This window comes from Aureibaculum koreense (assembly GCF_034296135.1).
Classification (GTDB): domain Bacteria; phylum Bacteroidota; class Bacteroidia; order Flavobacteriales; family Flavobacteriaceae; genus Aureibaculum.
On record NZ_JAXKVV010000011.1, the window covers coordinates 93,240 to 103,766 of the forward strand.

At 35.7% G+C, this 10,527-nt stretch carries 5 protein-coding genes; all 5 read left to right on the top strand.

The window, feature by feature from the left end; genetic code table 11:
* Window positions 1-391: 391 nt before the first annotated feature.
* The 5 genes from UMM65_RS11175 (at window position 392) to UMM65_RS11195 (ending at window position 10,444) form a co-directional block, all read left to right on the top strand.
* Window positions 392-1,783 (top strand): sugar porter family MFS transporter, encoded by a 1,392-nt coding sequence (locus UMM65_RS11175; protein ID WP_321976629.1) that lies wholly within the window; start codon window positions 392-394, stop codon window positions 1,781-1,783.
* A 25-nt stretch (window positions 1,784-1,808) separates the two neighbouring features.
* Window positions 1,809-3,278, top strand: coding sequence for a sulfatase family protein (locus UMM65_RS11180; RefSeq protein WP_321976630.1), 1,470 nt, complete (start codon window positions 1,809-1,811; stop codon window positions 3,276-3,278).
* Between the two features lie 4 nt (window positions 3,279-3,282).
* Window positions 3,283-6,549, top strand: a complete 3,267-nt coding sequence (locus UMM65_RS11185) for a glycoside hydrolase family 2 TIM barrel-domain containing protein (RefSeq protein WP_321976631.1) — start codon at window positions 3,283-3,285, stop codon at window positions 6,547-6,549.
* A gap of 71 nt (window positions 6,550-6,620) precedes the next feature.
* Entirely contained in the window at window positions 6,621-9,899 is a 3,279-nt protein-coding gene (locus tag UMM65_RS11190) for a DUF5107 domain-containing protein (RefSeq protein WP_321976633.1), read from the top strand.
* An 8-nt stretch (window positions 9,900-9,907) separates the two neighbouring features.
* On the top strand, window positions 9,908-10,444 hold the full coding sequence (locus UMM65_RS11195; protein ID WP_321976634.1) for a sulfatase-like hydrolase/transferase: 537 nt from the start codon (window positions 9,908-9,910) through the stop codon (window positions 10,442-10,444).
* Window positions 10,445-10,527: the final 83 nt, after the last annotated feature.

The following is a 10,527-nucleotide window of genomic DNA, read 5'->3' on the forward strand; positions in this document are numbered from 1 at the left end:
ATTAGAAACAAAGCTATTCAATTAGTTCATTGTATGTTGATTACGTTAGTATGGAACAAAAAAGGAAATTTCAATTTTTGAATTTGTAACACAAGAAATACGGAGTTAAAACATGCTAAGTTTTTTCCTGTTATTATAAAATCATAGGATACTCTAGGCTATAAATAATTTCGAATAGAAGGTGCTATTCTAATTTTAATAAAAAAAGAAAATAGTAAATTCGCAAATATTTTAATTACTTCCAAAAAATAGATGTGCTAAAATTATATAAGAAGAGAGTGGAGTGTTTTTTTTAAATTTCTATTCTATATCAGGTCGTAAAAACTAAAATGAAGCTAAAAAAATAAGATTATTGGATAATAAAATAAAATATTAATATATACGATAAGATGTGAGCAATAAAAACTTTAACATAAAATATATTGGCGGAATTTCAATGGTATCCGCTTTAGGAGGTCTTTTGTTTGGTTATGATTGGGTTGTTATCGGTGGAGCAAAACCGTTTTACGAACAGTTCTTTCAAATAGCAGATAGTCCTTCCTTACAAGGTTGGGCTGTAAGTTGTGCCTTGGTGGGTTGTATTATAGGAGCTATTATTTCAGGTGTACTTTCAGACAAATATGGACGCAAAAAATTACTGATTTTAGCGGCAACGTTATTCTCAGTATCAGCTATTGGAACAGGGTTAGCAAACACATTTACCAGTTTTGTTATCTATCGTATTATTGGCGGTGTGGGTATTGGTTTGGCTTCAACGCTATCTCCCGTATACATTGCAGAAGTCTCTCCAGCTTATTTGCGTGGCAGGTTGGTAACCATAAACCAACTGACCATAGTTATTGGAATTTTATTGGCACAAATAGTAAATTGGGGTATTGCAGATGCCATCCCTGAAAATACCAATGCAACCGAAATTTTAAATTCTTGGAACGGGCAAACAGGTTGGCGATATATGTTTTGGGCAGAAGCCATTCCAGCATTATTGTTTTTCATTTTAATTTGGTTGATACCAGATAGCCCAAGATGGCTTGTAAAAAAGAAAAAATCGCAAAAAGCTACGGCTATTTTAAGCAAAATAGGAGGCTTAGAATATGCTAAAAATACCATAGACGAAATAAAAACATCCTTATTATTAAGTGTTGAAAAAGCACAATTTAAAGATGTGTTGCACTCAAAAGCATTTCCTATTGTTGTAATAGGTGTTGTTTTAGCGGTATTTCAACAATGGTGCGGTATAAATGTCATTTTCTTGTATGCAGATGAAATATTTTCTTCGGCAGGAATTAGCACCTCAGATTTACTTTTTACAGTCGTTATCACCGGAGGTGTAAATCTAGTATTCACCTTATTATCCATGTTGTTTGTAGATTCTATTGGAAGAAAAACATTGATGTTGATAGGTTCCTTAGGATTGGCCTTAATTTACACGGTATTAGGGTTCTTGTATTATTCAAATGTTGAAGGTACTCCGTTGCTGTTATTGGTGGTATCAGCAATCGCTGTGTATGCCATGACACTAGCACCAGTAACTTGGGTAATATTGTCTGAAATATTTCCTAATAAAATCAGAGGAATGGCTATGGCAATTGCCACATTTGCACTATGGATTGGAAATACGTTATTAGCTTATTTTTTCCCGATTATCAATAAAAAATTCGAAGCTTCTGGAAGTTTTTGGCTCTTTGCATTCATTTGTTTTGCTGGATTCCTATTTATCAAATATAGAATTGTTGAAACCAAAGGAAAAACTTTAGAGCAGATAGAAAAAGAAATGAATTTATAAAACCTTTAAATAAAAGTTATAAAATATGAATAAAATAGAAGTGCTAAAAACAATCTTATTGATATGTTGTTTAGGTGTTTTTATACAATGCAAAAGTAAAGAAGCCACAACAGAAAAGCCTAATATTCTACTAATTATAACAGACGACCAGGGGTATGCAGATTATAGTGCCTACGGTGGAGTCGATGATGCCATTACCCCGAATATGGACAAGATAGCCAACGCCGGAGTCCGTTTTACAAATGCCTATGCTACTGCACCAGTTTGTAATGCATCTAGAGCGGGCATTATTACGGGGAATTACCAAGAACGTTGGGGGACTTACTACTACGGCGGAAAAATGTTTTCCGATAGCGTTAAAACCATACCCGAGTTATTGAAAAATGAAGGCTACCGTACGGTTAAAATAGGTAAAACGCATTATGTTGAAATTTTGGATAATAACGTTAATATTCCTGATCCCACATCATTAAGAGAATTTCCTTTAAATCATGGATATGATGAATTTATGGGTTTTTGTGCACACAGGCACGATTACTTTAAACTGAAACGGAGCGACCATATTGCAAAAGACCCAACAGATGATAGAATGTCTCAATACGGACCTTTATGGGTGAATAAAGAGCAAAAAGATTTTGATGGTTATTTAACTGAAATTTTTGCCGAAGAAGCCATAAAGCAAATTCATAAAAAAGATGAGCGTCCGTTTTTTATGGAGCTTTCCTTTAACGCTGTTCACCATCCCATTTACCAAGCCCCTGAAAAGTACCTTAAAAAATTCGGCATTGAAAAGTTTCCTGACTGGGATCCAGAAAAAGAATCTTTTATGGACTACCACGCAAGAACCTGTTGGAAAGGAGAAATAGACCCCGATGGAAGAAAAAGATATTTGGCAAATTTAGCCTGTTTAGATGATAATATCGGCTACGTTATTGATGCCTTAAAGACATCAGAAAAATGGGAAAATACACTTGTAATTTTTGTTTCAGATAATGGAGGTTCGCAAAATACGTATGCTGATAATGGCATTCTTAACGGACATAAATATATTTTATCCGAAGGAGGCATCCGTACACCCTTTACTATGAGTTGGCCAAAGAAAATAAAAGAAGGACAAGTTTTAAATCAACCTATGTCACATTTAGATATTCTACCCACCGTTTTGGCGGCAAGCAATTCAACAGGTATGGATACCATTGCAGTTGATGGAAAAAACTTACTGAAATGGATAGAAGATAATCCAAATGATGAGATCCATAAAGAACTTGTATGGGATACCGGTAACGAGTGGGCGGTACGTCAAGGAAACTGGAAACTTCATATAGTAAAAAAAGACAATCATTTCCGGTCCATTCATTTGGATAAAGGGACTTATCTCTATAATCTAGAAAAAGACCCGGGTGAAAAAGATAACCTAGCTACTTCTGAATTAAAAAAAGTAGAAGAATTAAAAGAAATTTACAAGCTGTGGAAAGCAAATATTGAAAAAAATTAAAGTCATGACTAAAAATTTAAAAAGAAACCGTTTAAGAGAGAGTATAGGTTACACACTTTCAATACTGTTATTAATACTGATAATGTCTTGTAAAAGCGACCATCAAGATGTTTTAGACCTTTCGGGGAAATGGACAGTTACATTAGGTGAAAACCTTGAAGAAAAGCTCAATACACTTTCTTGGGATAAAAAGGAAGGTGAAATTCAATTGCCAGGGTCTTTACAAGAAAATGGTTTTGGATTAAAAACCGTTGGTTCAGATTTTGGGGTGCTTACACCAACACATAAATTTATAGGAATAGCAAGTTATAAAAAAGACATCGTTATTCCTGAAAATTGGAAAAACAAAAAAGTAGAACTTTTTTTAGACCGAGTTCTATGGGAATCAAAAGTATTTATAGACGGAAAGGAAATAAGCGTCCAAGATGCTTTAGGCACACCCCATATTCATAAATTAGGGCAATTATCTCCAGGAAAACACACATTAGAAGTTCGTGTCAATAACGATATGATTCATAATATTGGCGATAAAGGGCATGCCTATGGCGAATACACCCAAAGTATTTGGAATGGTATTGTGGGCAAAATAGAACTACAAGCAAAAGATCCTACCCATATAACCAACGTTCGTACATTTTCAGATATTGAAAAAGATGAATTAAAAATAGAACTGGAAATAGAAGCCAATGAAAATGAAACGGCAGAAATAATTTTTGAAATCTCCGAATTGAATGGAGGTAAAGCCATAGAAGAGAAAGTAACTTTTGATGTGACGAAAGGAATAAACAAAAAAGAAACAACCTTAAAGCTTTCAGGAAAATTAAAAAAGTGGAGTGAATTTAAACCCACAGTTTACAATTTAAGCACTACGGTAAAAACAGAAAAATATAGCAATACGAAAGAAACCGAATTCGGCTTTTTAAAAATTAGCCAAAACGGTACCAACATTTTAATTAACAACACCCCTGTTTTTTTACGCGGAAACCTCGATTGTGTTCATTTCCCTTTAACGGGCTATGCTTCCGCTACAATTGAAGATTGGGAAAAAATATTTAGAACTTATAAAGATTACGGGCTAAACCATGTTCGTTTTCATTCTTGGTGTCCGCCAGAAGCTGCATTTAAGGCAGCAAACCGAATAGGAATTTATATTCAAGCTGAAGCCTCTATTTGGATCGATTGGTGGATGAGTGAAGACATGGTTATAAAAGGCAGACCAGAAATGGATACCAAAGGGCATCCAAAAGGTTTAGGGAAAGACCCAAAAAGGGATGAATTTGTAATTGAAGAAATGAACAGAGTGGTCGATTATTACGGAAACCATCCATCATTTACCATGTTTTGTATCGGTAATGAACTTGGAAACTCCGATTTTGATGTAACCAAACATTGGGTAGACGATTTAAAAAAGAAAGACCCAAGAAGGTTATATGCTATTTCTACAGCAAGAAAAATCACCGAGGTAGATGATTATTCTGCAACGCACTATATTCCTGGAATTGGAGGGGCAAGAGGATTGAGAGGCCCTGGTACTGATTGGGATTTTGAAGAAACTTACAGTAAAAGTAATATTCCAATTATAGCACACGAAATTGGTCAATGGCCAGTATATCCGGCATGGAAAGAAATTGAAAAATATACAGGTGTTTTAAAAGCTAGAAATTTAGAGGAAATGAAAGCTTTGGCGGACGAGAATGGCGTTGGGGATCAAGATGTAGATTTTCAAAAGGCTTCTGGAGCATTAAACCAACTAATGTATAAGTACGAAACGGAATCTTTTTTAAGGACTAAAAGTTGTGCAGGTGTACAATTATTAAGTATACAAGATTATCAAGGTCAGGGCGAAGCACTTATCGGTTGGCTAGATGCTCATTGGGAAAGCAAAGGCATTACCACGCCAGAAAAGTTTAGGGAACATTTCAATGAAACCGTTCCGTTGCTGCGTGTAAAGAAATTTGTTTGGAAAAACGATGAGGTCCTGGAAGCCAAAGCACAATTATCGCATTACGGAAATGAAGCTATAGAAAAAGGCACAATAACAGGTGAGATAACAACTGATTCGGGCGATGTATTATTTTCAAAAGAATGGCCTATAGAAAATATTTCCATTGGAAGTTTAACCGATATTTCCACTTTTAAATTTCCGTTAAATGAAATTCAAAAAGCTCAGCGATTAAAAATTTCGTTACAACTTAAAAATACCGAATTTAAAAATGAATGGCATGTTTGGGTATATCCGTCTAAAATAGCAATACCAAAAACCGATGTTCTTATTGCGAATAAACTTGATGAAAACACATTACAAACATTGAACAAAGGCGGAAAAGTACTGTTGGTAGCTAATAATTTGGGTACGGAAGCAACGAGTTCATCAGTAAATTTTTATCCCTTGTATTGGTCGCTCACCTTTTTTCCAGGGCAAGGAAAAACCAGTTTAGGATTACTTTTAAAAGATAAGCACAAAGCTTTTGAAAGCTTCCCGACAGAATTTCATAGCGATTGGCAATGGGAGCCTTTTGGCAAAAGCACCAAAGCTTTTATTTTAAACGACATGCCTAAGGAATATAAGCCCATTGCTCAGGTCGTTGACGATTTTCATTTAAGTAATAAAAAAGGGGTCATTTTTGAGTTGAAGGTTGGTGAAGGAAAATTATTGGTTTCTGGCTTCGATATTGAAAATAATGACACTCCAGGGGCAAATCAGCTAAAACATAGTTTGTTAAACTATATGAATTCCGAGGAGTTTAACCCAGAACAGTCTGTAGAGGAAACTTATTTAAAAAACATATTCAGTTCCATTCCTAAAGCTGTACAAGTGAGTAATGAAGAAGGATTTGAAAACGCAATTCTTAACGTAAATGCCGCTAAAAATTTAAAATCTTTAGAAACAAATACACCTTGGACCAAAAATTTGGATGAAGTGGTAGTAGCTAAAGGAACTTCTTATAAGGTAACGGCAAACGGAACTTGGAAAGATGCTAATGTAAGTGCGTGGCATGGACAAAATATGAATGTTGAAATTACCTGTCCGAATGGTATTTTAGGCACCTTTTACGTGCAGTTTAACGATTGGAACAATAAAGGACGTGAGGGCATTCTTGAATTTGAAGGTAGAAAAGTAACCTTAGAAAAACATTCTGGAAATGAAGGAAAATGGGTTAAGTTTCACGTTATGCGAGAAGATAGCAACGACGGACAATTGAAATTCAAAGCCAATACGAGTAAAGGTGGCAATTTAATGATTTCGAAAATAGTGCTTGTTAAAGAATGAATTATAACGGGTAAATAATTGCTATAAAATTATACGGTTTAAGAAATTAGAATCTTATCAGATAAATATACATGAATACAAAAGTTTGGACAGAAAAAGTAACCATCCCATCCTATGAAGTGGGCACACCTGAGAAGAACCCGATTTTTTTGGAAAAAAGGGTCTATCAAGGCAGTAGTGGTTCGGTTTATCCACATCCGGTTATCGAAAAAATTTCAGATGAAAAAGTCGATAAGGAATGGCAAGCTTGTTATCTAGAAAATGACTATCTAAAAATTATGATTCTACCCCAATTGGGTGGTCGTATTCAAATGGCTTACGATAAAGTAAAACAGCGTCATTTTGTATATTATAATGAAGTGATAAAACCTGCTTTGGTCGGTTTAACAGGTCCGTGGATTTCTGGAGGTATAGAATTTAACTGGCCGCAACACCATCGCCCAAGTACGTATGACCCTGTTGATTATAGTATTGAAGAAAATGAAGACGGTAGCGTAACCGTTTGGTGTAGTGAAATTGAGCGTATGTTCCGTACCAAGGGCATGACGGGTTTTACCTTACATCCAGACAAAGCTTATTTAGAAATAAAAGCCAAATTATTTAACCGAACTTCGCAACCACAAACGTTTTTATGGTGGGCAAACCCTGCTGTAGCGGTAAACGACGATTATCAGTCTGTTTTTCCACCCGATGTAAATGCCGTATTCGACCACGGAAAACGTGATGTATCCGAATTTCCTATTGCAAAAGGCGAATATTACAAAGTCGATTACTCCCCAGGAACAGATATTTCGTTGTACAAGAATATTCCGGTACCTACATCGTATATGGCCATCAATTCCGACTATAATTTTGTAGGCGGATATGAAAATGATACGAATGCAGGCTTGTTGCATATTGCAAACCATCATGTATCGCCAGGAAAAAAACAATGGACCTGGGGACATGGCGATTTCGGACAAGCATGGGACAGAAACCTGACCGATAAAAATGGTCCTTACATAGAGTTGATGTGTGGGGTGTATACCGATAATCAGCCTGATTTTTCTTGGCTCATGCCTTATGAGGAAAAAGCATTTAGTCAATACTTTATGCCGTATCAAAATGTAGGAGTTGTAAAAAACGCTTCCAAAGATATTTTGATGAATTTGGAAATTGAAGGTGATAAAGCTAAAATAAAGGTTTATGCGACGGGTGTTTTTCCAAAAACCACTATATTATTAAAAGCAAATGATACTGTATTTCATGAAGATACCGTTGATTTTAATCCAACTACTTCCTATTTAAAAGACGTATCTGTGGATGCCCATATTGCTAAACACGAATATGTACTTTCAGTAATTTCGGCAAATGGTAATGTACTGTTAGATTGGAGTTTCCCCGAAAAAAAACCAGAAACCGTTCCAGAACCCGCAAAAGCAGCGTTGGCTCCAAAAGATATAGAGCATATAGAAACCCTGTATTTAAACGGATTGCATATAGAGCAATACCGCCATGCGACCTATAGTCCTGTTGATTATTATGAGGAAGCCCTTAAAAGAGACCCCAATGATATCAGGTGTAACAATGCTTTGGGTATGTGGTGGTTTCGTAAAGGAAAATTTTCTAAAGCTGAAAAGTATTTCCGCATTGCGTATCAAACCCAATTACAACGCAATCCGAATCCTTATGATGGCGAACCCCTATTTAACTTGGGGCTTTCTTTACGTTTTCAAGATAAAGATGATGAAGCTTACAACTATTTCTATAAATCTGTTTGGAATGCCGCTTTTATGGATAGTGGCTATTTTCAAATTGCTCAAATTGAAGCCTCAAAAAAAGATTGGGGCAATGCTTTGGAAACCGTTGAACGTGCTTTAATTCGCAATTGGCATAACCACAAGGCAAGGGTTTTAAAAGTATCCATACTTCGGAGTTTAGGTAAAACTGCTAGAGCGTTAGAATTAATAGCCGATTCATTAGCATTGGATAAGTTTAACTTTGGAATGTATTTTGAAAAATACCTCTTAGACGAAACAGATGCACTTCAACAATTAAAACATTTATTACGTGGCAATATTCATAATTACATAGAAATTGCTTTAGATTATGCTGCTTCAGGACAATATGCAGATGCTGTTAATGTAATTGAAATTGGTATTGGAGAACAAGATAATGTCTATCCAATGGCATATTATTTTAAAGCATGGTTTCTTTCTAAATTAAATAAACATGAAGTTGCTTTAGAAGCCTTATCAAAAGCTGAAGCATGCCTGCCAGATTATTGTTTTCCACATAGGATAGAAGCGGTACCTGCCTTAAAATTTGCTATAAAAACCAATCCGTCAGGAGCAAAAGCTTCCTATTATTTAGGTAATTTTTGGTACAATGCCCGTCAGTATAAAGAGGCGTTACAATGTTGGGAAACATCTAGAACACTCGACAATTCGTTCGCAACCGTACATAGAAATTTAGCATTGGCGTATTATAATAAATTTGATAAAAAAGCGGAAGCGGTAAAAGCTCTAGAAACCGCCTTTGAATTAAATACAACCGATGCTAGAATTTTAATGGAACTAGACCAATTGTATAAAAAGCAAAACAAATCGGTTCAATCTCGCCTAGGCCTTTTAGAAAAACACCTTGATTTAGTCGAGCAACGCGACGATTTATACGTAGAATGGGTAGGCTTATTAATACTCACTAAAAACTATAACAAGGCATACGTTCAAATCATGGCAAGACAATTTCATCCGTGGGAAGGCGGCGAAGGGAAAGTTACTGGAGCTTATGAAAAAGCACTTATTGGTATGGCGAAAAAAGAGCTTTCGAATCACAATTATGCTGAAGCATTAGAATTGCTAAAAAAAGCCAAAGTATTTCCGCATAATTTAGGAGAAGGTAAATTACAAGGAGCCCAAGAAAATGAAATGGATTATTGGATAGGGATTGCTTATGAGGGGCTAGAAAATACACAAAAGGCTAAAGAAGCATGGCAAGCCGCTTCACAAGGATTGAGCGAACCGAGCATCCCCTGGTTTTACAACGACCAGCAACCCGATACTATTTTCTATCAAGGCTTGGCATTGTTAAAACTAGGCCAAAACGAAGCAGCAAATACTAGGTTTGAAAAATTAATTAGCTTCGGAAAAGCCCATTTAAATGATTCAGTAGAAATAGATTATTTTGCCGTTTCGCTACCGGATTTAACGGTTTGGGAAGAAAATTTAGACGACCGAAATAAAATGTATTGCTACTATTTAATGGCACTAGGTTATAAAGGTAAGGGCGAAGAAGAGTTGTCCGAAAAACATTTTAATAAGGTTTTAGAAGAAGATAATTCCCATTTTGGAGCCAATACACATTTGTAAATTAGATCATGAAACACATCTTTAGCTCAATATTAGTGATAACATTAACCCTCATTAGCTGTCAATCTAATAAAAAAGATGTAACTGACAAAACAGAAAAAAACTCAAAGCCCAATATTCTATTTATTTTAGTTGATGATTTGGGGGCAATGGATTTAGGCTACACAGGCAGTACTTACCATGAAACTCCAAATATCGATAAAATGGCATCCGAAGGCATGGTTTTTACAAACGCATACGCTTCTAGCCCTGTCTGTTCGCCGACAAGAGCGGCTATTATGAGCGGAAAAAACCCCGTCAGATTAAATCTTACCGATTGGATTCCTGGTAACGGTCCGCAAAAAGACCAGAAATTGGTCTCTCAACCTTTTAAACTTCAGCTTGATTTAGAAGAACATACTATGGCTGAAGCCTTTAAAGATGCTGGCTACCAGACGCTATTTGCTGGTAAATGGCATTTGGGGGAAGAGGAGAAATATTATCCGCAATTTCAAGGATTTGATATTAATACCATTTCTCTTGTTAATTTACTCAATTATTTGTAAATTGCCTTATGGCAAAACAAATAGACTTACACATTAAAGAGAGTGAATCAGAACTAAAGGCTCTTATGAATGCTCAAAGCAAG